Source organism: Rhodococcus sp. WB9 (assembly GCF_007558985.1).
GTDB classification, from domain to species: Bacteria; Actinomycetota; Actinomycetes; order Mycobacteriales; family Mycobacteriaceae; genus Rhodococcus_F; species Rhodococcus_F opacus.
The window spans coordinates 5427168-5451276 of record NZ_CP041769.1; the positions used below are offsets into that span (position 1 = coordinate 5427168).

At 67.8% G+C, this 24109-nt stretch carries 18 protein-coding genes and 3 tRNA genes; 10 read left to right on the plus strand and 11 right to left on the minus strand.

Translation table 11 applies throughout. The features are described from left to right. Positions 1–55 precede the first annotated feature (55 nt). The gene (locus tag FND50_RS25375) at positions 56–1792 is read right to left on the minus strand and encodes a helicase HerA-like domain-containing protein (RefSeq protein ID WP_144287520.1); all 1737 of its coding nucleotides are present in this window, start codon (positions 1790–1792) and stop codon (positions 56–58) included. An 85-nt stretch (positions 1793–1877) separates the two neighbouring features. Between FND50_RS25375 and orn the strand changes: the two genes are divergently transcribed. Both orn and FND50_RS25385 read left to right on the plus strand, forming a co-directional pair. Beyond that, positions 1878–2477, plus strand: coding sequence for an oligoribonuclease (gene orn / locus FND50_RS25380; protein WP_144289157.1), 600 nt, complete (start codon positions 1878–1880; stop codon positions 2475–2477). A gap of 85 nt (positions 2478–2562) precedes the next feature. Then, a tRNA-His gene (locus FND50_RS25385) sits at positions 2563–2638 on the plus strand. Positions 2639–2700: 62 nt separating this feature from the next. Here the strand turns inward: FND50_RS25385 and FND50_RS25390 are convergent. Next, positions 2701–3939 (minus strand): Ig-like domain-containing protein, encoded by a 1239-nt coding sequence (locus FND50_RS25390; protein ID WP_144287521.1) that lies wholly within the window; start codon positions 3937–3939, stop codon positions 2701–2703. A 289-nt stretch (positions 3940–4228) separates the two neighbouring features. On the opposite strand from FND50_RS25390, the gene FND50_RS25395 reads away from it, so the two are divergent. Beyond that, positions 4229–4301, plus strand: a tRNA-Lys gene (locus tag FND50_RS25395). Positions 4302–4456: 155 nt separating this feature from the next. On the opposite strand, the gene FND50_RS25400 is transcribed toward FND50_RS25395, so the two are convergent. Continuing rightward, complete coding sequence (locus FND50_RS25400; protein WP_144287522.1) at positions 4457–4678, minus strand: DUF3618 domain-containing protein; 222 nt, start codon at positions 4676–4678, stop codon at positions 4457–4459. Positions 4679–4839: 161 nt separating this feature from the next. Here FND50_RS25400 and bcp point away from each other — a divergent pair, with 161 nt between their 5' ends. Beyond that, positions 4840–5313 carry a thioredoxin-dependent thiol peroxidase gene (gene bcp, locus FND50_RS25405; protein WP_005261992.1) on the plus strand — a complete coding sequence of 158 codons (474 nt, stop codon included), beginning with the start codon at positions 4840–4842 and terminating at the stop codon, positions 5311–5313. Between the two features lie 259 nt (positions 5314–5572). Then, the gene (locus tag FND50_RS25410; RefSeq protein WP_005248286.1) at positions 5573–6262 is read left to right on the plus strand and encodes a TetR family transcriptional regulator; all 690 of its coding nucleotides are present in this window, start codon (positions 5573–5575) and stop codon (positions 6260–6262) included. Positions 6263–6330: 68 nt separating this feature from the next. On the opposite strand, the gene FND50_RS25415 is transcribed toward FND50_RS25410, so the two are convergent. Both FND50_RS25415 and FND50_RS25420 read right to left on the minus strand, forming a co-directional pair. Next, positions 6331–6723 (minus strand): holo-ACP synthase, encoded by a 393-nt coding sequence (locus FND50_RS25415; RefSeq protein WP_005248288.1) that lies wholly within the window; start codon positions 6721–6723, stop codon positions 6331–6333. Positions 6724–6732: 9 nt separating this feature from the next. Next, positions 6733–16056: a type I polyketide synthase gene (locus FND50_RS25420; RefSeq protein ID WP_144287523.1), complete on the minus strand. Its 9324-nt coding sequence runs from the start codon at positions 16054–16056 to the stop codon at positions 6733–6735. Positions 16057–16510: 454 nt separating this feature from the next. On the opposite strand from FND50_RS25420, the gene FND50_RS25425 reads away from it, so the two are divergent. The 5 genes from FND50_RS25425 (at position 16511) to FND50_RS25445 (ending at position 18686) form a co-directional block, all read left to right on the plus strand. Further along, positions 16511–17170: a hypothetical protein gene (locus FND50_RS25425; RefSeq protein WP_144287524.1), complete on the plus strand. Its 660-nt coding sequence runs from the start codon at positions 16511–16513 to the stop codon at positions 17168–17170. Further along, entirely contained in the window at positions 17167–17649 is a 483-nt protein-coding gene (locus FND50_RS37105) for an HNH endonuclease (protein ID WP_144287525.1), read from the plus strand. Before FND50_RS25425 ends, FND50_RS37105 begins: the two co-directional genes overlap by 4 nt. A gap of 47 nt (positions 17650–17696) precedes the next feature. Further along, positions 17697–17781, plus strand: a tRNA-Leu gene (locus FND50_RS25435). Positions 17782–17922: 141 nt separating this feature from the next. After that, a complete protein-coding gene (locus FND50_RS25440; protein WP_144287526.1) occupies positions 17923–18324 on the plus strand; it encodes a transcriptional regulator in 402 nt (133 codons plus the stop codon). Then, a complete protein-coding gene (locus FND50_RS25445; RefSeq protein ID WP_144287527.1) occupies positions 18321–18686 on the plus strand; it encodes a DUF3817 domain-containing protein in 366 nt (121 codons plus the stop codon). Before FND50_RS25440 ends, FND50_RS25445 begins: the two co-directional genes overlap by 4 nt. 136 nt (positions 18687–18822) lie before the next feature. Here FND50_RS25445 and rdgB read toward each other — a convergent pair whose 3' ends face one another. The 6 genes from rdgB to FND50_RS25475 form a co-directional block, all read right to left on the minus strand. Then, positions 18823–19440: an RdgB/HAM1 family non-canonical purine NTP pyrophosphatase gene (rdgB, locus tag FND50_RS25450; RefSeq protein ID WP_144287528.1), complete on the minus strand. Its 618-nt coding sequence runs from the start codon at positions 19438–19440 to the stop codon at positions 18823–18825. 4 nt (positions 19441–19444) lie between these two features. Next, positions 19445–20233: a ribonuclease PH gene (gene rph, locus FND50_RS25455; protein WP_005261999.1), complete on the minus strand. Its 789-nt coding sequence runs from the start codon at positions 20231–20233 to the stop codon at positions 19445–19447. A gap of 45 nt (positions 20234–20278) precedes the next feature. Continuing rightward, complete coding sequence (locus FND50_RS25460) at positions 20279–21037, minus strand: cyclic nucleotide-degrading phosphodiesterase (RefSeq protein WP_186301151.1); 759 nt, start codon at positions 21035–21037, stop codon at positions 20279–20281. Between the two features lie 122 nt (positions 21038–21159). Continuing rightward, positions 21160–22110, minus strand: a complete 951-nt coding sequence (locus FND50_RS25465; RefSeq protein ID WP_144287530.1) for a PLP-dependent cysteine synthase family protein — start codon at positions 22108–22110, stop codon at positions 21160–21162. Positions 22111–22445: 335 nt separating this feature from the next. After that, positions 22446–23120, minus strand: a complete 675-nt coding sequence (locus FND50_RS25470; RefSeq protein ID WP_397492510.1) for a rhomboid family intramembrane serine protease — start codon at positions 23118–23120, stop codon at positions 22446–22448. 19 nt (positions 23121–23139) lie between these two features. Beyond that, complete coding sequence (locus FND50_RS25475) at positions 23140–24102, minus strand: PLP-dependent cysteine synthase family protein (RefSeq protein WP_144287532.1); 963 nt, start codon at positions 24100–24102, stop codon at positions 23140–23142. Between the last annotated feature and the right edge of the window lie 7 nt (positions 24103–24109).

Genomic DNA, 24109 nt, shown 5'->3' on the forward strand with positions numbered 1-24109 from the left:
GGAATGTACCGGTCACCCCTGCTGAGGCGCTGAAAGGTACATTCGCCCAGCGTTTCTAGCGCCTGCGACGTTTGCCCGTCCCGAAGATGCTGCGGGAGATCTCGCGACCGGCGGCCGACGCGGCCGAGCGGAGGAAGCTCTTCACCGCGGAGTTCCCGAGAATCTGCTCGGCCATGTTCGGCCCCTCCGGCTGAGCGGGCAGCGGTGGCGGCAGGTCGGGCAGCGGGGGCAGGTCGAGGCCCGGTTCCGTGGCCGGTGCCTCGGCGACCTTCGCCGTCAGCTTCTCGTACGCCGATTCCCGGTCGACGGTCTGCCGGTACTTCGCCGACAGCGGGCTCGACGACGCCGCGGCCGTGATCGCGTCGTTGCCGATGGTGTCCATCAGCGAGCGGGGAGGCCGAATCCTCGTCCACGCCACCGGCGTCGGCGCGCCCCGTTCCGACAGGACCGTGACGATCGCCTCACCGATGCCCAGTGAGGTGAGAGCTTTCTCGAGGTCGTAGTTTTCGGTGCTCGGGTACGTCCGTACCGTTTTCGTCAGTGCCTTCTGGTCGTCGGGGGTGAAGGCGCGCAGCGCGTGCTGGATCCGCGCGCCGAGCTGCGACAGCACCGCATTCGGGACGTCCGTCGGCAACTGGGTGCAGAAGAACACCCCCACTCCCTTGGAGCGGATGAGCTTCACGGTCTGTTCCACCTGCTGCAGGAACGCCTTCGACGCGTCCGCGAAGAGCAGGTGCGCCTCGTCGAAGATGAAGACGAGCTTGGGTTTGTCGAGATCGCCTTCCTCGGGCAACGTCTGGAACAGGTCGGCCAGCACCCACATCAGGAAAGTGGAGAACAATGCCGGGCGCGCGGCCTGGGCGCCCAACTCGAACAACGTGATCACGCCTTTGCCGTCGAGCACCCGGAGCAGGTCCTCGGTCTCGACCTCGGGCTCCCCGAAGAACGTGTCGCCGCCGTCGGCTTCGAGATTGACGAGGGCCCTGAGGATCACGCCGGCCGTGGCCGGGGACACGCCGCCGATGCCCTTCAGATCGGCCTTGCCCTCGTCGCTGGTGAGATGCGCGATGACCGATCGCAGATCCAACAGGTCGAGCAGCGCGAGCCCCTGAACGTCGGCCCAGTGGAAGATCATCCCCAGCGTGGACTCCTGAGTCTCGTTGAGCCCGAGAACCTTGGCGAGCAGGATCGGCCCGAACGCCGTGATGGTCGCGCGGACGGGAATGCCCAGGCCTTCCGTTCCCAGCGAGAGGAATTCGACCGGGGATCCCGCCGGCCGCCACTCGTCGTCACCCGTCTCGGACGCTCGGGCGGTGATCTTGTCGCCCGCCGCACCCGGCTGTGACAGGCCCGACAGGTCGCCCTTCACGTCGGCCATCACCACGGGAACCCCTGCAGCCGACAACTGCTCGGCAATACCCTGCAGCGTCTTGGTCTTTCCCGTCCCAGTGGCGCCGGCGACGAGTCCGTGCCGGTTGACCGTCGCGAGCGGGATACGCACCCGGGCCGCCGGATCCACGGCGCCCGCGAGAACCACGGTGCCCAGCTCCAGAGCCGCACCCTCCGAGGAGTATCCGGCCGCGATGTCCGCGGCGGCACCGGAGGAGGCGGCGACGTCTACGGGAGCACGGTTCTCCGCAGCCTCCGCGTCCCGGGCTTCCTGTTCCGCCGCCTCTGCCGCTGCCGCAGCCTCCGCCGCGATCCTGGCCGCTTCGGCGGCCGCCGCCCTCGCCGCCGCCGCCCTTTCCGCCGGGGTCGAGGTCGCGTCGCCGTCCTGCGATTGCCGGGTCATCCAAGCCCTCCTCGGATCACGCACGTCGGGAGAAAGTGTCCACCGCAGACCTTATCCCGTCACTCACGTGACTACTGTGTTCCTGGTGCAGGACAAACTTGTGTGGATCGACTGTGAAATGACCGGGCTCCGGCTCGGCACCGACAAGCTGATCGAGATCGCAGCTCTGGTCACGGACAGCGAGCTGAACGTGCTCGGTGAGGGTGTCGACATCGTCATCCACGCCGACGACGACGCGCTCACGGCCATGCCCGACGTGGTGACCAAGATGCACGAGAACTCGGGGCTGACCGACGAGGTCCGGAAGTCCACGGTCACGCTCGCCGAGGCCGAGCAGCAGGTGCTCGCCTACATCCGCGAGCACGTGCCGGTCGCCGGGACGGCGCCGCTCGCAGGCAACTCGATCGCGACCGACCGCGGGTTCATCGCCCGCGACATGCCGGACCTCGACACCTACCTGCACTACCGGATGATCGACGTCAGCTCCATCAAGGAACTGTCCCGGCGCTGGTACCCGCGGATCTACTTCGGTCAGCCCGAAAAGGGTCTCGCCCACCGCGCCCTGGCCGACATCAAGGAGTCGATCCGGGAACTGAAGTACTACCGGAAGACGGCGTTCGTGCCCGAGCCCGGACCGTCTACCAGCGACATCGCCGCAGTTGTCGAGGAACTCGGGCCCGCCTGAGATACCGATTGGCTTCTCGGGCACCGGACGCGCTAGTATCTTCCTCGCCGAAGTTACTGCCCCCGGGCGGTGCCTGAAGCACATGGTGAGTGTAGTTCAGTTGGTAGAGCACCAGGTTGTGATCCTGGCTGTCGCGGGTTCGAGTCCCGTCACTCACCCCAAACGGAAAGCCCCCGGCCTCGGCCGGGGGCTTTCCTCTTTGCGATTGGTCTGACGCCTGCTGTCAGGCGTTGGCGTTGCCCGCCTTCCAGACATCCCACGGGATGTTCCAGTCACCGAGGCCGTCCGTACCCGACAGCGTGCCGCCCAGCGTGTTCTTGACGATCACGATGTCGCCGCGCTTCGTGTTGTCGTACACCCACTTCGCGTTGGACGGGCTGAGGTTCAGGCAGCCGTGGCTCGCGTTCGAGTAGCCCTGCTGCCCCACCGACCACGGCGCCGAGTGGAAGAAGATGCCGCTGTAGGACATTCGCGTGGCCCAGTCGACGGGAGTCTTGTATCCCTGCGGGGAGTTGACCGGCACGCCGTAGGTGGACGAGTCCATGACGAGGTTCGCGAACCGGTCGCCGATGATGTACACGCCGTTGTCGGTGGGTGTGTCGTCCTTACCCATCGACGTGGGCATCGTCATGATCACTTCGCCGTTGCGCTCGAACGTCACCTGCTTGGTGTTGTCGTCCGCCGTCGCGATCAGGGCGTCGCCGATGGTGAAGGCCGTGTGGACGTCCTCCTGGCCGAACAGTCCGTCACCGAGATCACGGCCGTACACGGCGACCTTGACGTCCACGGCGGTGCCGGGCGCCCAGTAACTCTGCGGACGCCACCGCACCTCACGGTCATTTACCCAGTAGAACGCGCCCTCGACGGGCGGATTCGTCGTGACGGTGATGCCGGACTCCGCAGCCTTGCGGTCGGGGATGTTCTCGTCGAACTGGACCGCGATCGGCTGACCGATGCCCACCACGTCGCCTTCCGACGGCATCACGTACGGCTTGGTGACGTTGCCGGGAGCGCTGGTGGTGAACGCGGATGTCGAGGTGGTGCCCCCGCCGAGTCCGTTCGCCTTCACGTCGAGCCGGTACTCCTTGTCGTAGCCCAGCGGCTCCGTGTTGACCCAGGACAACCCGTCGGGCGCGATGGCGCCGTCGACCGTCTCGCCCTCCGGGTTGAGCATGGTGACCGCCGCCAGCGTGCCGTCGGCCACCGTCACCGTCACCGGCTGTCCGGGCGAGAATCCCACCGCACCATCGACGGCCGACGCCGTCAGCTTCGGCTTGATGAGCTCGGTGACCGGATTGGAATCGATCGGCGCCTCACCTTCCGACGTGACGCTGTCGGCACCGGAGACGGTGCACCCTGCGATCGACAATGCGAATACGAGTGATGCCGCCACAATCGTCGCCGTCTTCGAGACGGATCTCACCGATTGCGCACGCACGCGCCCGCCACGCCCCACACCCATGGATAACCCCACTTCACGTCCTCGCTCCGAATTCACGTTCAAGCCGGCACGTCCCTCGCCTTCGCGAGACGAATCAGCACGTCGAGACCGTGTGGTCTCCAATGATGCCAGCCACTGGAGACCGGTTCCAACCAAGCGCCGAGCCGCTCAATAACGTTCGAATATCAATCGTGACCAGCGGCGCTCTCGTTACGCGCCACCGTGCGGACCGGGTCGCCATGGGCAGTCGCCACCAGGCGATTTGCATTCCCGAGAAGCGACCCGCTAATGTTCTGTCTCGCAAGAGCGAGCGCCTATAGCTCAGTTGGTAGAGCAAGTGACTCTTAATCACTGGGTCCGGGGTTCGAGTCCCTGTGGGCGCACTTGCACGAAGGCCCCCATCCTCTCACAAGGATGGGGGCCTTTCTCGTGTCACCATCTCAACGCACCGCTCGGGCGGTCAGATGACGAACGGGCCGCCGGAACGTGAAGTCACTGCGAACTTCACATCCGACGGCCCGTTGTCGACGAGGGTCGTTCAGCGCAACGCTTTGCGGAGCACCAGGAGCCCTGCCACCGCACCCACGGCGATCAGTCCGTACTTGACCGCCGGCTCGTTCAGCTTCGCGATCATCGTGCGCTTCGTGGTCTCCACGAGACGCTTCGGGTTGGTGCGGACCGTCAATTCGTCGAGAGTGCTCGCGAGCTGATTGCGCGCGTTCTCGATCTCACGCTCGATGCTCTCGGTGTCCCTGGGCACGTGTCCTCCAACTTGTTCGACTGGTTCGATCAGCGAGAGCGACGCTACCGCGACGATCCCACACTTGCGTCAACCGTAGACGAGAACTCCCGACCTGCGACTCCGTCTCCCCCGATCACGCTTCGGGCCACGTCCACCCCTTCCCGGTAGCCTGACTTCTCGTGACCGACAACAACAGACTCGCCCCCGGAGACACCGCACCCGCCTTCACGCTGCCCGACGCCGACGGCAACGACGTGTCGCTCGCCGACTACCGCGGCCGCAAGGTCGTTGTGTACTTCTACCCGGCGGCGAGCACGCCGGGCTGCACCAAACAGGCCTGCGACTTCCGCGACAACCTCGCCGACCTGAACGGCGCCGGCCTGGACGTGATCGGCATCTCCCCCGACAAGCCGGCGAAGCTGGCCAAGTTCCGCGACAACGAGGGACTGACGTTCCCCCTCCTGTCCGATCCCGACAAGGCCACACTCGAGGCGTGGGGCGCATTCGGCGAGAAGAAGATGTACGGCAAGACGGTGCAGGGTGTCATCCGCTCCACGTTCCTCGTCGACGAGGACGGGAAGATCGAAGTGGCCCAGTACAATGTCCGCGCCACCGGCCACGTCGCGAAACTGCGCCGGGACCTGTCCGTCTGATCCACGCGACGGGCGGCTGCATCCTCAGCCGCCCGCGACCCATCCGAAACGGTCCGTGGCCTGCTGTCGGGCACACACGCCGACGCCACGGCACTGCCCGCGGCGTTGTGGTGGGTCGGAATCTCAGCGATCGGCCACTTGTGGCCGATCACATCGGTCACACCGAAACGGCGCGACGAGTCTCCTCGCCCAGGTGAAACCCGACGCGTCACCGGGAGGGATCTTCGGAATCCGGACGAAAGACGGATAGCCTGGGGCGGTGGAGTCTTCAGTCAGCAAGCAAGCGCCGCGCCGAGTGGACCCGGCGTTGGAGCTGCAGTCGGACCCGCAGGAACTCCTGCCCCGCAGACGGCCGACCCAGGAACGTAGTCGCCGGAAGTTCGACGCGCTGCTCACGGCATCGCGGGAGTTGCTGGTGGACGTGGGATTCGAATCGTTCACGTGCGAGGAGGTCGCCGCACGCGCGGACGTCCCGATCGGCACCCTCTACCAGTTCTTCGCGAACAAGTACGTGATCGTCTGCGAACTCAACCGGCAGGACCTCGTCGGAGTCCAGCACGAGATCGCCCAGTTCAACGGTGAGGTCCCGTCCCTCGACTGGCTGCGGTTCCTCAATTCCTTCGTCGACCACATGGCGGGCCTGTGGACGTCCGACCCGTCGAGGCGCGAGGTGTGGCTGGCGATGCAGTCGACGCCGTCGACGCGCGCCACCGGTGCCATCCACGAGAAGGCGTTCGCGGAGCAGGTGTCACGGATGCTCGCGCCGCTCACCCCGCAGACATCGCGGGAGCGGCGCACGATGATGGCCGAGGTGCTCGTCCACGTCGTGTACTCGATGCTCAACTTCTCCGTGCAGGACAATCAGAGCCACGCGGACGCCGTTGCCGAACTCAAACGGCTGATGGTGGCATACCTGTTGGTCGCGGAGAAGGAATCGCGCTCCACCTAGGCGCTACGCGCCTGTGCGCCCTTCCGGTTGCCGGAGCTACCGGAAAGGCGCACGGGCGCCGGAGGCGCCTACAGGGACTCGATGACGGCGAACGCGCCCGCCATGTCTCCGTCGTGTGTGAGGGAGATGTGAATCTTCACGTCGGTCAGATGCTTGGCGACGTCTCCGCGTAAGCGGATACTCGGTCGCCCCCACGCATCCGTCACCACCTCGATCAGGTGGTGGATCATCTCGGGCAGCACCGGCGGGCTGGCGAAGAGAGACGTGGACCAGGCCTTGATCACTGCCTCCTTCGCAGCCCACCGGGCGGCGAAATGTCTAGCCGGATCGGAGCTCCGGGTCACGGCGTCCCGACGCTCGCCCGGTGTGAAGTTGTCGAGCATGGCCGTCCCTGGCCGGTCCAGCTGCTCGGCGAACTCCGACACCGTCACGAGATCGAAGCCGATCCCCAGAACTCCCATCCGTCGTTCCTACTTGCAGCCGGGCAGACCCGAGCTGTACACGTCGTCCGCTCCCAGGCGCGCGGCCTCGGTGAGCAGGACGTCCGCCTCGAGCTGACGGGACGCTGCGGCCGGGACACTGTCGCCGCCGAAGCGACGATCCGCCGGACGCTCGTACAGGCTGCCGCCGCCGACCAAGGCCTTCGCCAGTCGACGCTGACCCTCGACGGTGCGCTTGCGTGCCTGCTCGAGGTACGCCTCACGCTTGTCGGCCGGGATGGCCTCGACGAACGCCTGCGAGTGCACGACCGCGACCATGCCCGACACGTGCCCGAAGCCGAGGCTGGTCAGCAGACCCGCCTTCAGCGCGAACTGCTCGCCGAAGCGGAGCGGCTCCCGAGCCCACACGAGGTGTTCGAACTCGGCCATCTTCTCGTCGACGCAGTCGAGGCTGCGGTTCGGCGGAACGATGCCCTGGTCGAGCACCTGGCAGAGACCGATCAGCTGGAACGCGGCGGCACCACCCTTGGCGTGTCCGGTGAGGCTCTTCTGCGAGACCACGAACAGCGGTGCACCTTCGCTGCGGCCGAGTGCCCCGGCGAGGCGCTCGTGCAGCTCCGCCTCGTTGGGATCGTTGGCCGCGGTGGACGTGTCGTGCTTGGAGATCACCGAGATGTCGTCGGCACTGACACCGAGCTTGCCGAGGGACTGGGCGAGCTGCGAATCCGCTCCCCCACGACCCGCACCGAGCGCACCGATTCCGGGAGCCGGGATCGACGTGTGGACACCGTCCGCGAACGAGCCGGCGTAGGCGACCACACCGAGGACGGGCAGGCCCATCTCGAGTGCCAGGTCACCGCGGGCCAGCAGGATCGTGCCACCACCCTGCGACTCGACGAACCCGCCGCGACGACGGTCGTTGGCCCGGGAGAATCGACGGTCGTCGATGCCCTTGGCCCGCATGTCGTCGGTCTTGGCCGTGGCGGACATGTCACCGAATCCGATGATGCCCTCCGCGCTGAGGTCGTCGAACCCGCCGGCGACCACGAGCTGGGCCTTGCCGAGCTTGATCTTGTCGACGCCCTCTTCGACGGACACCGCGGCCGTGGCGCACGCCGCAACCGGGTGGACCATGGCGCCGTAACCGCCGACGTAGGACTGGACCACGTGCGCCGCAATCACATTCGGCAGGGCTTCCTGCAGGATGTCGTTCGGCCGGTTCTCGCCGAGCAGCGTGTCGATGTACAGCGACCTCATGGAGGTCATGCCGCCCATGCCGGTGCCCTGGGTGTTGGCGACCAGCGAGGGGTGCACCCACCGCAGCAGTTCGCTGGGCGTGAACCCACCGGTGAGGAACGCGTCCACCGTGGCGACGATGTTCCACAGGCCCACGCGGTCGACGGAGTCGGCCATGTCGGCGGGGATGCCCCACTTGGTGACGTCGAATCCGGTCGGGATCTGACCACCCACGCTGCGCGTGAGCTTCATCTTGCGGGGGACGCGGATCTCGGTGCCCGCACGGCGGGTGACCTGCCAGTCACCGCTGTCCGGAACCGGCGTCGCGACCGTGTTCTCCGGGTCGGCCTCGACGAAGGCCAGTGCCTCCGCCTCGGTGCTGACGACGAAGCTCAGGTCCTTGTCGAGGAAGACCGACGTGAGGAGCGGTGCGGTGTTCTCGACCATGGCGCCGTCGTCCGCGTAGCGGCGGATGCCGCAGCGCTCGACGACTGCGTCGTGGTACTTGTCCGCGATCTCGGCCTCCGGAACCAGTTCCCCGGTCTCGGCGTCGTACCAGCCTGCGGACGGCGTGGTCTCCCACACGACGAGTCCGGTGTTCCAGGCGAGTTCGAGAACGCCTGCCGCCGAAAGCTCTTCGTCGACCTCCATCTCGAAGCGGGTACGCGAGGAACCGAACGGTCCGAGCTCACCGGCGCCGACGATGACGACGAGGTCCTCCGGAGCCGCGGTGACGCCGGACCAGGCCGGTGCCGCCGACGCGGAGACCCGCGGCGGGGCGGGCAGGGCCGCGATGGTGTCGAGCTCCTCCGCATCCGCGTCGGCCTCGGCGGCTGCGGTCGCAGCTTCCTGAGCCTGCTTCGCCAGCGCGGGCAGGTCCAGGTTCGCCTGGGCGAGCCCACCGGTCAGATCGGCCGCGAGCGGCTCGGTGGAGGCGAGGCGACGTGCCTCGGGCTCGCACCACTGCAGCAGCTCGGTGGCCATTTCCTGGGTGGACCAGGTACGGACTCCGGCACCTTCGACGGCCTCGACCAGCGGGTCGTTGCCGCCCATGAGGCCGGTTCCGCGGACCCAGCCGATGAGAGCGTGCACCAGGGTGACGCGCTCGGCCCAGTTGCGCTCGGCCTTCCAGCGGCCGACCACTGCGTCCAGCGCGGCCTTGGCCTCGCCGTACGCACCGTCGCCACCGAACAGGCCGCGGTTCGGGGAACCGGGCAGGACCACGTGCAGGTGGGTGTCGACGTCACGGTCGTAACCGATCTTCGACAGTCCGCCGATCAGGCGCTCCACCGACCAGAGGAGAACGCGCATCTCCATTTCGGCGCGGGCGCCGGCGTCGGCGAGGTCGCCTGCCACGCGGGGCGCGGCGAACGGGAACAGCAGCGTCGGGGTGACCGCTTCCTTGACGAGCTTCTTCGATCCACCGGCCGTCTCGTACTGGGCTTCACCGATCCACTCGATGAGCGCGTCGATGTCCGTGTAGGACGCCATGTTCGCGGGGACCACCCACAGGGCGGCACCGGCGCGAGCAGTGCGGCGGTAGAGGTCGCGGTAGAAGCCGAGACGCTTGTCGTCGAGACGCGAGGTGGTCACGAAGACCGTCGCGCCGCCGGCGAGGAGCTTGCCTGCGACCGAGGCCGCGATGGAGCCCTTGCTGGCACCGGTGACGACGGCGACCTGGTCTGCCCATTCCGGGGTCTCGTCGGTGACGACGGCTGCCGCCTCCGCGATGCGTCCGTACTTCTCGGCCAGGGCCGTGCGACCCTCGTCGGTTGCGCGGGCCTGCCACCATGCGGCCTGCGCCGCAACGGACTTGCCTGCACCGGCGAAGCCTTCGATCTCGAGAGACTCCACGCCTGCCGCGTCGATCCACAGACGAGCGAGGTCCTCACGTGCGCTGGCCCAACGGTCGTCGAGCAGGACCGCCCGCTTGGCGTCGAACGCCGGAGCGACCAGGCGCGGCCAGTCGGAGCCGAGTTCCGCCGACACGAGGTCGACGAGTTCGGTGTCGGTCGGCTGCGCTGCCGTCGCCGTGTCGCCTGCGAAGCCGAGCTGCTCGAGCACGAGGCGGGCGGCCGAGGCCAGCACGCCGTCGCGGCCCGTGATGTGCTCGGTGAACTCGCCCAGTGCCGCGGCGTCGACGGTGCCACCGGCTCCGCCACCCGAGGACGGGAGGGAGACACTGATCCCGCGGCGCGAGGCCACTGCGGCCACTGCGCTGTCGATGACGGCGTCCACTGCGGCGCCGTCGGCGAGACCGCCGCCGGCCAGACCACCGAGGTCACCACCACGGATGCTGGAACCGTCGCGGGTTCCGAGCGCCACCTCGGCGGTGACGTGGTACGCCCAGCCGTCGCCGAGTTCCCAGACCTTCTTCACACGGTCTGCGATGGCCGCCGGGCGACGACCCGAGGGGCCGAAGACCTTGCGGAGGTGATCGTTGATCGAGTCGGACAGCACCGGGCCGAACGGCTTGTACGTGCGGGCCAGGGAGTCGACCGTGCCGGCGAGCGAGCCCATGTCGGCGTCCGCGGCACCGTCGATCGCGCCGAGCGAGAGCTCGGAGCCGAGGTCGACGAGCAGCTGGTTACGCCGCGAGGACACGCCGTCGCACAGCGCCTCGATCGTGTCGACGGGGCCGACCTGATCGGGACGGAGCTTGGTCCACAGGCTGATCAGAACCTTGGTGGCGTCGGCGGCCTTGAACGCGATGTCGTCGGGACGCGGTCCACCGGACGGTGCCGCGGCCGGGGCCGGAGCCGCGGCGGGTGCGGCCGATGCGGCGGGCGCCTCGGCTGCGGGTGCTGCGGGCTCGTCGTCCTCGACCGGCGCCGGATCGACGTCGGTGGAGTACACGATGGACGCTTCACGCTCGATGTTGAGGACCTCGACCGGGTAGCCGAAGCGGCCCGGCAGCTTCAGGGTCTGCGACGCGAGGTTCGCGACGGTCGGGACGGAGCCCAGACCGATCTCCACGAACCGCTCGACACCCAGTCCACCCTCGGACTCGTCGGCGAACAGCAGATCCTGAGTCTCGATCCAGCGCACCGGGCTGGCGAACTGCCAGGCCAGGAGTTCGGTGAGGACCACGCGGGTGAGCTGAACCGGCTTCTTCGACCAGGAGTCGAAGTCCTTCAGCACCTTGTCGAGGGGCTTCGACGGCACCAGGTCGGCGATCTCCTGCACGAACTCCTTCTTCAGGGAGAACGGCTTGGGGACCAGGTTCGGGATGTAGCGCCCGATCAGGATGGCCGGGTCGATGTCCTGCGGAAGCAGTTCCTCGAGACGTCCGCGGAAGTCGTCGACACCGCCGCGGAGCACCGTCGAGTGGAACGGAACGTCGATGCCCGGGACCATGATGTACGCGCGCTTGCCACCGAAAGCCTCACGGCGGATGTCGATTTCGACCTCCAGCGCGTTGAGTCCGGCGACGGTACCGGCGATGGCGTACTGCGAGCCACGCAGGTTCAGGTTCACGATCTGCAAGAACTCACCGGTCGCCTCGGCGACACCGGCGACGAACGCCTCGACGTCGTCGTCGGCCAGACCGATCTGCGACGGGCGGATGGCAGCCATCCGGTAGTCGGAGCGGCCGGCCTCGTCGCGGGGTACGAGTGCGTGCATCGCGGAGCCACGCTGGAAGACCACCTCGAGAACAGCTTCGAGAGGCAGCACACCGGCGACGGCGGCGAGGGCGTTGTACTCACCGACCGAGTGGCCTGCGAGCAGGGCACCCTCGACGAAGGCACCGGATTCGCGGAGCTCGGCAACCTGAGCCACACCGAGCGTCGCCATCGCGACCTGGGTGAACTGGGTCAGGTGCAGGACGCCGTCCGGGTGCTTGTGCTCGACACCGCGGGCCTTGACGACCGTCGGGTTGTCGCGGACCACGGCGAGGATCGAGAAGCCGAGGGCCTTGCGGGTGTGCTTGTCGGCGCGGTCCCAGATCTCACGGGCGGCCTTGGAGCGGGCGCGGGCGTCGAGGCCCATGCCGGGACGCTGGATGCCCTGTCCGGGGAACGCGTAGACGGTCTTCGGGGCGGCGGTGCGACCCGTTGCGACCATCACCAGTTCACCGTCGATGCGGCAACCGACCTCGACGATCTCGGCGCCACGGTCCACCGCGATGCGGTCGACGCGGACGTCGATCTCGGCGCCCGGGCGAACCATGCCCAGGAAGCGTGCGGTCCAGGCGGTGAGGCGACGCGGCGGCGTCTTGGTCTCGGCCGGATCCACGGCGGTGACGACCTGCTGGGCGGCGGCGGAGAGCCACATGCCGTGCACGATCGGGCTGCCGAGGCCGGCGAGCAGTGCCGCGTTGTCGGAGGTGTGGATCGGGTTGTGGTCGCCCGACACCTGGGCGAAGGAGCCCATGTTGCGGGGAGCGACGATCGTGGTGTCGCGGCGACGACGACGCGGGGTGTCGACGGCCTCGTCACTCAGCGAGCCACCGGCGCGGGCCGGGTCGGTCAGTTCGCCCTTGCCGGTGCGGCCGCGGATCGCGAAGCGCTCCGACAGGGTGACGACGGCAGGCGCGTCCAGGCCCTCGCCGAGCATGGCGCCGACCTCGACCTTAACCTCGACGACGCGGCCCAGGTCGGTGTCGAGAACCGAGGCGACCTCGGCCTTGACGACGAGAATGCTGGTCTCCGAAGGCAGTTCGCCGACGAAATCGACGCTGTGGTCCAGGTGGACCAAGTCGAGCATGCCCTCGATGACGGACAGCGAGTCCTCGGTCTTGGCAGCACCGAGCACGGCGAACACGGCCGGCCAGCAAGCACCGACGACCACGTCCGGGACGGCCTTGCCGCTGACGCTCAGCGTCGTGGGCAGACCCGAGCCGGTGACACCGGCATGGTCGGCGACCAGGTCGGGCGTCCAGGCGAGGTTGAGGCGTGCGACACCGTTCTTGACGGCGGGCAGTTCCTGACCGGCCGCGACCGCGAGGAGTGCGGTCATCGACTTCTCGGCGTCGGCCTCGGTGACCACGGGAGCGCCACCGTCCGCGACGGACGCGGGAACGGTGATGGTGATCTGGACGGACTTGGCTGCCACCAGCGGGACGGTGAGGAGCACCTGCTGGTCGTCGATGACGGACAGCTCGGCACCGGTGGTCTCGTGCACCGCGAGGGTGTCGGACTCGATCGACCACTTGTCGAGGTCACCGAGCCGGCGAACCGGGTTCAGCGTCAGGCGCGAGGCCCACTGGATGTCGGGAGCCGACAGCACGGTGTCGAGGAGGCCGCGGGCGATGTCCGCGTGACGGCGTGCGGGCAGCCACAGCGGCGCGACACCGGCCGTGACCAGCTCGTCGTACGTGGCCTTCTCGAAGCGGTCCAGCAGCTCGCCGACAGGCTCGTCGACGCGCGTGATGCCGGCGACGGCGACGGTGCCGGGGATGACGCAGACCTGGTCGGCCGTGTAGCGAGGATCGTGTGCCTGCCACAGCGAGTCGGAACGCCACCAGCGGCGGACGTCACCGTCGACGACGGGCACGAAGTTGACCGGCTTGCCGGGGGTCTTGCACAGCGAGACGAAGAAGGAGACGTCCGCGGGGTGCAGAACCGTGGTGGCGTAGTCGGGGTACTGCGCCTGCAGGGCGCAGACGGCCGCCTCGGGACGCTCGAGGATCGCGTCGTCGGCGAACAGGGTGGGGATGGGGCCACGGTCGACCGGGTGCAGACGCGACTCGGTGCGCTGCAGCATCTCACCGAAGCGCGCACGCCAGGTGATGTCGAGCCACGGGCTCGAGGTGGCCTCGGTGATGGCGTCCTGGAGGTCGGTGCCGCAGTCGAATGCCTTCGCCGCGTCGATGCCGACGGCCAGCTCGAGGTAGCGGCGCAGCCACTGCTCGTACGTCATGGTCGCGACGTCGCCGAAGTACGGCTTCGCCGTGATGTTCAGTGCCTCGATGATCTCGTCGCGACGCTCGGCGACGGCGTCGGCGTCACCGGCGACCTCGTCGAGCAGACGGCCGGTGCGGGACGCTGCGTTGTCGATCTCGTGGATGTCGGCGCCGAGCTGGCTGCGGCCGGAGGCCATGCCGCCCTCGGCGGTACCTGCTCCGACCCAGTCCGGAGTACCGGGGGTGTCGACGAGGAGCTGCTTCACCTCGGCAGAGGTGGTCGCCTCGAGGGTGGCCATGGCGGCGGTACCGACCAGGATGCCGTCCAGCGGCATGGCCGGGAAGCCGTGTGCAACGGACCAGCGGCCGGTCAGGTAGTCGGCAGCCCGCTCGGGCGTGCCGATGCCGCCACCGACGCACAGGACCAGGTTCGGCCGGGTACGCAGCTCGGCGTAGGTGTCGAGGAGCAGGTCGTCCAGGTCTTCCCACGAGTGGTGGCCACCGGCGCGGCCGCCCTCGATATGGGCGATGACGGGGAACGAGGGAACCTCGTTGGCGATGCGGATGACCGAGCGGATCTGCGCGACCGTGCCCGGCTTGAACGCGACGTAGCTGAAGCCGGCATCGGTGAGGTCGCCGATGATCGAGACGGCGTCCTCGAGCTCGGGGATACCGGCGGTGACGACGACACCGTCGAACGGGGCACCCGCGGCGCGGGCCTTCGGCACGAGACGCTTGCCACCGACGTGGAGCTTCCACAGATAGGGGTCGAGGAACATCGAGTTGAACTGCACAGCACGGCCCGGCTCGAGCAACCCGGTGAGCTTCTCGACGTTGTCGGCGAAGATCTGCTCGGTGACCTGGCCACCGCCGGCGAGCTCGGCCCAGTGGCCTGCGTTGGCTGCTGCGGCGACGATCTTCGGGTCGACCGTGGTCGGGGTCATCCCGGCGAGCAGGATCGGCGAACGACCGGTCAGCTTCGTGAACGCGGTCTCGACGCCGATGCGACCGCCCGGCAGCGACACCGGCTTCGGGAGGAACTCGGTCCACGCGGCGGGAACCTCGGGGGTTGCGCCCGGCGTGAGCAGGTTGCGGTGACCGCCACGGGTCGCGGCGGCAACGATGCCGACGCCCTGGCCGCGGACACTGGCCGACGTCATGCGGGTGAGGAGGTCACCGGGTCCGAGGTCGAGGATCCACGCGGCACCGGCTTCGAGGGTGCTGTCGACGGCGGCGACCCAGTCGACGGGATCGACCAGGCAGGCGCTCGTAAGAGCGCGGGCCTTCTCCTCGTCGAGACCGCAGCGCACAGCCCACTGGCCGACGATGTCGATCGTCTCCGCGAGTGCGGGGTGGTGGAAGCCGATCTCGACCGCGAGGGGCTCGAAGACAGGCGCGAAGATGGAGCCGCCACGCTTCTTGGCGTCGCGCTCACGGGCCTCGTCGGCCTCGATCTGCTCGCACCGCTGCTGAACGCGTGCCAGCTGGGCGGGCGGGCCGGACAGCACGACACGGCGACGGGCGTTACGGATGCCGAGGACGGCTGCACGCTCGGGCTCGAGGCCCTCGGCGAGCTCCTCGACGATCTGACGCAGTCGTTCCGGGTCGACGTTCGAGACAGCGAGCATCGGGGTGGAGTCGGCGGCGGCGATCACTCCGCGACGACGGCCGACGAGGCCGGCAGCCGCACCGATGAGCTGAGCGAGGGCGAGGAGTTCGCCGTCCTTCTGACCCGAGGAGGCAACGGCCTCCGCGGCGAGGAGTCCCTGGGAGTGGCCGATCACCGACACGGGAGCCGTAACCGCGGGATCGAGGCCCTGAGCTGCCAGCGCACGCAGCGCTGCGATCTGGGTGAGGAAGACGCCGGGGAGAGACACCGCCGCCGAGGTGAGCGCTGCCGCGGAGGGACCGGCCGTCTGGGCGCCGTCCTCTTCGTCGGCGAGTTCCTGCTCGAGGATCCAGGCGATGGGGTCGAATCCGACCGGGCGCACGACGAGGAGTTCCTGCGCCACGGGGGCCAGGTAGTCGGCCGCGTCGTTGACGATCGTGGTGAGTGCCGGCTCGAGTCCGTTGTCGCGGCTCAGTTCCTCCAGCGAGCTCAGCCAGGGCGCGCCCTGACCACCGAAGGCGAGCGCGTACGGCTCACCTCCGAGCAGACGATCCACGAGGGTGCCCTTGCTCGACGACCGAGTGTCGTCCCGGTCTACGCCGATGCGCCGCGAACCCTTCGAGTTTTTTCCGTTTCCTGCGGGTGTCGTGTCGTCAATCGTCACGCGTATGTCCTCTCCTGGTCCCCTCTGGGGGGAGGTGGGGATAGTGTCTGCCGCCCTCGGCATCGTGTGCCAGCTGTATCGGCTCTGATCAGCTCTTCCGGGCTGTTCAAGGTTGACACAGAATCATGAGGATTTCCTCACGTTCACGAGCCGTCGGGGTGTCACAGCCGTGCATCGGAGAAATATCGCGTGATGTCCCTCACAGATCTTCCGCGAAGTGACTGGCGAGTAGAACGCGTCCGTGCTGGACGAGGGCGGTGCGAGGACGTCCAAGAACCTGAGGAAAGCCTCACATTAATCGTTATCAATCTGTTACCACCTTGACGAAGGCCCAGGTTCATGCAGGTCTGCGCCCTCGAATCCGGGTCCGCGACCAGCGAAAGCGAACCTGTCGGACCCTCGCACTAACGTTCGAATCCAGGAACTGCCGACAGCCATTCTCCGGGGGGAAGAAATGAGCACAGCCCACGTCCGCGCCCTACTCGATCACGTCGCCGCCGAACTGCCACGAGAGCCGTGGCCGCACTGGACGGAGGGCTGGCCGCGCGAGATCGAAGCCGGGCTCCTCGATGCCGCGTTCTCCGCCCGCGTCACCTACGGAACGCCTACCACGGGGGTCCGCGCCGTCATCACCCGCTGGCGCGATCACCGGGCCGGACCCCTCGACGACCTCACGGCGCTCGCTGCGCACGCCGATGAACCCGAAGGCCTCCTGGCCGTCCTGAACAACAGGCAGCGAGTACCGGGGAACTACACCACCAAGGCCGAGGCCGTCGCCTCGGCGGCACGCTCGCTCGCCGAGCTGGGCTGCACCACCTCGGCGGATCTCCGCGACGACGAGGCACAGCGGAACGCGATCGTCGGGGTGCCCGGGTTCGGTATCGCCACCTGGGAGTGCTTCGCCATGCAACTCGGCGTCCGCACCACCGAATCTCACCACTTGGTGCGCGATTTCCTCGGCGAGGCACTCGATCTCGGATCACCCCCATCGACTGCAGACGCCGAACACCTCGTCGCCGCAGCAGCAGCACGGCTCGAGATCACACCTACCGCCTTCACCCACGCCGTCTGGCGGTACCAGCGCGCGCAGCGACGGGTGGCGGGTGCGAGATGAAGTACACGCGGGAAGTACTCGAGCAGGCGGTTTCAGAATCGACGAGCTACGCCGGCGTCATGCGCTACCTCGGCCTGAAACCCGCGGGTGGGACACACGCGCACCTGCGGCGCCGGATCAACACACTCGGCATCGACACGTCACACTTCACGGGCCAGGCACACACCAGGGGCAAGCGTGCCCGCAACCGAATGACGTGGCAGGAGATACTGATCCGTCGCCCGGCGGGCAGCAGGCGCGTTCAACCCCACCTCCTGAGACGGGCTCTGATCGAGGCAGGAGTGCCGTACAAATGCGTCGCATGTGGCGTGCAGGACGAGTGGTGCGGACTCCCGCTGATCCTGCATGCCGACCACACACGGGGAGACCCGTCGGACTCCCGCTTGGAGCAAGTTCGATTCCTGTGCCCCAACTGCCATAGCCAGACTGCGACGTGGGCCGGGCGAAAGAGCCTCGACCGGGGCGGGCGATCCGATTGACATGTGTTGCGGGGGGTGCCTTGTTCATGGCGTAGTCTGTCCATCGCGCGCGAGTGGCGTAATTAGGCAGCCGCGTCAGGTTTAGGTCCTGGTGTCCGAAAGGACGTGGGGGTTCGAGTCCCCCCTCGCGCACTTCTCGGGCTTTTCGCCCTTCCGGCGGTTACCTCTTCGACAGCGCCTCGCGGCCCGTCGGGCGCACGGCGCGGCTGTGACCGCCGCCATAGCGGCAACCTCTCCTAGCAGCGCATTCAGCGATTCAGGTACCGTCGTTACGTGTCCGGTAACATTAAGCAACGCCGCCCCGCGCTGATCCTGTTGGTGGTCGTCGGGGCTGTCGGGTGCCTCGCACTCGGCTGGTGGCAGTGGACACGTTTCGAAGCGGTGGGCGGGACCGGCCAGAATCTCGGATACGCGTTCCAGTGGCCGCTGTTCGCGGCGTTCCTCGTCTACGCCTATCGGCGATTCGTGCAGCTCGAGGACGCCGAACCGGCTGACCCCGCCGACGTCCCGGATGCTCCCACCGAACTGCGGGAGATCCCGGCAGACGTCCTGCCCCCTCGTCCCTCGGCAGCGGAGGACGACGATCCGGACGACCTCGAGAGCCGGCAGATTTCGCAGTACAACCAGTACCTCGCCGAGCTGTCCGCTCGCGAGACCGATAGGAGCACCACGTGAGCACGGGCCAAGACGAGACGACTGCCGGTTCGGTCGCAGACACCGCGAAGCAGAAGAAGATCGCCCCCGCGCTCCTGCGCTACCGCGTCCTCGCCTACACCACCGGTGTGTGGCTGCTGGTCCTCACGGCAGAGATGGTGGCCAAGTACATCTTCAAGGTCGACAACCTTCCCACCTGGATCGCCGTGGTCCACGGCTGGGTGTACTTCGTCTACCTGCTGGTGACGCTCGACCTGGCGGTCAAGGTGCGCTGGCCCGCGGGCCGGACGGTCGGGACGCTCCTCGCGGGCACCATTCCGTTCCTGTCGTTCTACGTGGAGCACCAGCGGACCAAGCAGGTCCGCCGCGACTTCGGTCTCTGATCGAACCGGTCGGCTTCCTCACATGATGACCGGCTGCCCGGTGATCATCGCGATCACGTAGGTCAGCCAGCCGAGCGGCGTCTGCGGCACCATCATCGGCGACATGCGAACCTCCTCTCGTGAAGCGTAGCGAGTGTCAGCGCCCGGTGAGCGCCGCCAGGGCGGGGACGAGCTGAACGAGTGCCCGCCCCCGGTGCGAGGATGCATCCTTCTCCTCTGGTGACAACTGGGCGGCCGATCGGGTGTCCCCGTCGGGCACGAAGACCGGGTCGTAGCCGAACCCGCCGTCGCCGACGGGCTCGCGGGCGATGCTCCCCCGCCATTCGCCGCGGACCACCGATTCCTCGCCGCCGGGCACCACGAGCGCGCACGCCGAGACGAACGCCGCTCCCCGGCGGTCGTCGGGCACGTCGTCGAGCTGAGCCAGGACCAGGGCGGTGTTCGCGGGATCGTTTCCGTGCGTGCCCGACCACCGTGCGGACAAAATTCCGGGCATGCCGTTCAGTGCGTCCACCTCGATTCCGGAATCGTCTGCGACACAGGGCAATCCGGTTGCGGCGGCACCGTCGCGCGCTTTCGCCAGGGCGTTCTCCTCGAACGTCACACCCGTTTCGGGGGCCTCGGGGTATTCGGGTACGGCATCGAGTCCGACCAGTTCGATTCCGTCGACACCGGCTGCCGCGAGTACCCGATGCAGTTCCCGGAGTTTCTTTGCGTTGCGGCTGGCCACCAGCACTCGTGTGGTTTCCGGCACCGATCTAGCTCCCGAACTTCTTCTTCGACGTCTCCGGGATCTTCGGCTCCGGAAGCACACCGGGGTAGGGCAGTTCGAGTGCGGCCTTCTGGATCTCGAACAGTTGCTCGCACCCTGCGAGCGCGGAATCCAGCAGTTTGTCGAGCGTGCTCCGCGGGAACGTCGCGCCCTCGCCGGTGCCCTGGATCTCGACGAGAGTGCCGGTGTCGGTCGCCACCACGTTCATGTCGACCTCGGCGCGCGAGTCCTCCTCGTACGGCAGGTCGAGGCGCACACGGCCGTCGACGACGCCCACACTCACCGCGGCGATGCCGCAGGAGATCGGCTGGGGGTCCGCGAGACGGCCGGCGGCGCGGAGATAGGTCACCGCGTCGACGAGGGCCACATAGGCGCCGGTGATGGCGGCGGTGCGGGTTCCGCCGTCGGCCTGCAGCACGTCGCAGTCGAGGGCGATGGTGTTCTCACCTATGGCGGCGAGGTCGATGCAGGCGCGGAGGGAGCGTCCGACCAGCCGGCTGATCTCCTGGGTTCGTCCACCGACCTTGCCCTTGACGGACTCTCGGCCGCTGCGGGTGTGGGTGGCGGCGGGCAGCATGGCGTACTCGGCCGTCAGCCAGCCGAGTCCGGAGCCCTGACGCCAGCGGGGAACACCGTCCTCGACGCTGGCCGTGCACATCACCCTGGTGTTTCCGAATTCCACCAGCACCGATCCCGCGGGATGAGTGGTGAAACCGCGGGTGATCTTGACCTCGCGGAGTTCGTCGTCCGCCCTACCGTCTTCTCGTGTGGTCACGGCAGAGAGCCTAGTCGCCCCCGTCCGGGGGGCGGGCACACGGCTTCAGACGGTGTAGACGCCGCCCGCGGATACCGCGTGCACGGGGCCGGAGAATTCGGCCTTGGCCTCGGCGATGACGTCTTCACGCGACGTCCACGGCGGTATGTGGGTGAGCAGCAGTTCGGCGACACCGGCGCGGTGTGCGACCTGACCGGCCTCGGTGCCCGAGAGGTGGATCCCTTCGGGCCGATCCGGGCTATGTGTCCACGACGCCTCGGCGAGCAGTACGTCGGCCGCGCGGGCGAGGTCGATCACTTCTTCGCACATGCCGGTGTCGCCGGTGTACACGAGGGTGCGCCCGGCACCGTTGGTCACACGGAACCCGTACGCCTCGGGCGGGTGGTTGACCCGGCGCGCGGTGATGGTGAGGTCGCCGAACGTGACCGGTTCGCCGTCGATCCAGTGATGCAGGTCGATCGTGTCGGAGATGTCGTCGATGTCGCCGCCGCACTCCGCGGACGCGACGCCGATCCGGCGGGCGGTGTCGGACGGGCCGTAGACGAGTGCGCGCCCCTTCGGCGGGTGAGGATGATAGCGACGCCAGACGAGCAGTCCGGGGAGGTCCAGGCAGTGGTCCGCGTGCAGGTGGCTGAGGAGGACGGAGATTTCGCCGGGATCGGCGAACCGCTGGAGCGCACCGAGGACACCGGGTCCGAAGTCGAGTACCAGCGGCGGTGTGTCCGGCGCTGTCAACAGATAACCCGATGCAGGTGAGTCTGGTCCGGAGACGCTCCCTGAACACCCCAGGACGGTAATGCGCATACCCGCCATGCTGCCACGACGACCCGTTTCGGAAAAAGCTTCCGACCGAATTGGCGCGTCGACCTCACAACCGATGGGGAACTGTGACCTGACCATGGCGATCTAAAGCGGATCCGCCGCCGTTACCGTTCCCATGCCTCTTCGAGGACCTGGACCTGTGGGTCGTAGGTGCCGCTCGAGAGGTACTTCCATCCGGCGTCGGCGACCACGAACGCGATGTCGGCCCGATGCCCGGTCTCGACGGCACACCGCGCCACATCGAGTGCAGCATGGAGATTGGCTCCGGTGGACGTGCCGGCGAAGATTCCCTCGGCGTCGATCAGCTCGCGGGTGCGCTGGATCGCCTCGGCGTGACGGACCCGGAATCGTCGGGTGAGTACCGATTCGTCGTACAGTTCCGGAACGAATCCCTCTTCGATGTTGCGGAGGCCGCAGACCATTTCCCCGAAGTGTGGTTCCGCGGCCACGATCTCGACGCCGTCGACGTGCTCGCGGAGAAACCGGCCCGTCCCCATCAGTGTCCCGGTGGTGCCGAGCCCCGCGACGAAGTGGGTGATCTCGGGAAGATCCCGCAGGATTTCCGGCCCCGTGGTCTCGTAGTGCGCCATCGCGTTGGCCGGGTTGCCGTATTGGTAGAGCAGTACCCAGTCCGGGTTGTCCTCCGACAGCCGCATCGCGACGGCGACGGCCTCGTTGGAACCACCGGCAGCCGGAGAGTCGATGATCCGGGCGCCGAACATCGTGAGCAGCTGGCGGCGCTCCATCGACGTGTTCTCGGGCATCACGCAGATCAGCTGGTAGCCCTTCAGTTTGGCGGCCATCGCCAGAGAGATGCCGGTGTTGCCGCTGGTCGATTCGAGAATCGTCGCACCCGGAGCGAGACGGCCGTCCCGTTCTGCCTGCTCGATCATGCGGAGCGCCGGGCGATCCTTGATCGAACCGGTGGGATTGTGGTCCTCGAGTTTGGCCCACAGCCGCACCGGGCTGCTGCCGTTCCAGCGTGGCGACAGCCGGGGCAGGCCGACCAGAGGTGTGTTCCCGAGAGTGTCGATGTACGAATCGAACCTTGCCACGGCAGCGATCAGCCTCCCGTGACTACACAGCGAACGGACGGACACTCGTCGGGGGTCGAAACTGTGACAGCCATGATCAACTCCTGAGGGTGCGGTGGTGTGCGGCGACAGAGATCCGCCGCTGGGGATGTCCGGACGTCGGCGACGCGGCGTGTGCGCGAACCCGTGAGTTCGAACCACCTCCACCGGCCCTCCGTGACGACACTGTCGACAGCTCTGAACTACGCCGTTCCTGGGTGCCCGGATCTCGGGTGGAGCGTACCAGCAGGCCCTACTCGCAGCGGTCGGATGCGCGGTACACGCCGGTGTATCGCACGTGCCTCACCCCGGGGCGATCACCCGAACGATTGTGGCCCCACCGATTTCCGGGCCCGCTGTTTCCTTGCGTCCGCGGAGAGCAGCCAGGCGGCGACGACACCGCCGACGGCGCCGAACAGATGTCCCTGCCAGGACACACCGGGAGCGCTGGGCAGCACACCCCACAGCAGGCTGCCGTAGACGACGAACACCACCACACCGACGAGGATCTGACCGAGGCTGCGGGCGAAGATTCCCCGGACCAGCAGGTAGGCGAGCCAGCCGAAGATCAGGACGGAGGCGCCGATGTGGTTGGAATAGGATCCCCCGGTCAACCAGGTGCCCAGACCTCCGACCACCCAGACGATCCCGGTGGCGGCGAGGCCGCGGGCGATGCCCGACAGCAGCACGAGGAACCCGAGGACCAGCAGCGGGACGGTGTTCGCGAACAGGTGCGCCCAGTCGTCGTGCAGGACCGGGGCGAACAGAATCCCCCAGAGCCCGTCGATGGAGCGCGGCCCGACGCCGTTCTCTTCGAGTCGCTCGTCGGACGCCACGTCGACGATCTCGATGACGTACAGCAGCATCGTGAAGGTGCCGATGAGGATTGCGGACTGCAGCCACAGCGGCTTCGACTTCGACGCGGGCGCCGGCTTCGCGCCACCCCTGGGCACCGGCGAGTCGAATCGCGAGGAGTCGAACGACGAAGTCATGATCCACACACCCCTGCCGTCATGCCCACAACTGCCCTTCCAGTGCTTCTTCTGCTTCTTCGACCGTACCGCCGAACGCGCCGGTCGACAGATATTTCCATCCGCCGTCGGCGACGATGAACGCGATGTTCGCCGCGCGCTCGGCCTTGACGGCCTTGCGCGCCACCCCCAGCGCGGCGTGGAGGATCGCGCCGGTCGAGATGCCCGCGAAGATGCCTTCGTTGTCGACCAGTTGCCGGGTGCGGCGGACGGCGTCGGCGGGGCCGACGGAGAACCGTGAGGTGAGGACGGATTCGTCGTACAACTCGGGGACGAAGCCCTCGTCGATGTTGCGGAGGCCGTAGACGAGTTCGCCGTAGCGGGGCTCGGCCGCCACGATCTCGATGCCGTCGACGTGTTCGCGAAGGTAGCGTCCCACACCCATCAGGGTTCCGGTGGTGCCGAGGCCCGCGACGAAGTGGGTGATCTCGGGAAGGTCGCGCAGGATCTCGGGGCCGGTGGTCTCGTAGTGCGCCAGCGCATTCGCGGGATTGCCGTACTGGTACAGCATCACCCAGTCGGGGTGCTCCGCGGACAGCTCCTTGGCCACGGCCACAGCCTGATTCGAGCCACCGCGCGCGGGCGAGTCGATGATCTGTGCACCGAACATCGTGAGCAGTTGCCTGCGTTCCACGGACGTGTTCTCGGGCATCACGCAGATCAGGTGGTAGCCCTTGAGTTTCGCGGCCATCGCGAGCGAGATCCCGGTGTTCCCGCTGGTCGGTTCGAGGATCGTGGCGCCGGGTGTGAGGGTGCCGTCGTTCTCGGCCTGCTCGATCATGCGGAGGGCGGGCCGGTCCTTCACCGAACCGGTGGGGTTGCGGTCTTCGAGCTTCGCCCACAGGCGGACCGGCGCAGCGCCGTTCCAGCTCGGCGACAGGCGGGGCAGCCCGACGAGGGGTGTGTCGCCCAGGGTGTCGATCAGCGAACCGAACCGCGCCACGGCCGCG